Here is a 578-nt window from a genome sequence, read left to right as displayed (position 1 = left end):
AAGGTGAAAGCACAATTGAAGTGAGCGTACGCGACAGCGTAGGCAACGAAACCACCGTGAGTGAAACCACGACTATCGACACGCAAGCGCCAACGCTTACGATACAAAATGTAGGCGATATAAACGATTTAACACCGACACTGCAAGGCACCAGTAACGAAATTGGCGGCACGGTAACACTCACCGTGACCGACAGTGATGGCGCTGTGCAAACCATTACCACCACCGTTGGCACGGATGGGCATTGGGATATTGAAGTGCCAAGTGCGCTGGCACAAGGTGACTTTACTGTAACGGCCAGTATTACTGATGCCGCCGGCAATGAGAGCACCGCCAACAGCAGTGGTAATGTAGATACCATTACCCCGGTTGTAACTGTGGATGCACTGGGGCTTGGTAACGACAGTACTCCACTTATTAGTGGTACTTCAACTGAGCCAGAAGGCACAGCTGTAAACATTGTAATCACCGACAGTAATGGCGATGAAACACCGCTCACCGCCACCGTGGATGTCAACGGCAACTGGCAAGCAATCAGTCCAGAATTACCTGATGGCAGCTACAGTGTACAAGCCAGC

At 51.2% G+C, this 578-nt stretch carries 1 protein-coding gene; it reads left to right on the top strand.

What is annotated here, in order from left to right:
• Window positions 1–578 (top strand): Ig-like domain-containing protein (locus PSH54_RS20550; RefSeq protein WP_273607007.1); only part of this gene is annotated, 578 nt, incomplete at both ends.

This window comes from Pseudoalteromonas sp. Angola-30 (assembly GCF_028599215.1).
Taxonomy (GTDB): domain Bacteria; phylum Pseudomonadota; class Gammaproteobacteria; order Enterobacterales; family Alteromonadaceae; genus Pseudoalteromonas; species Pseudoalteromonas atlantica.
This window is presented reverse-complemented; position numbering and strand designations above follow the sequence as displayed.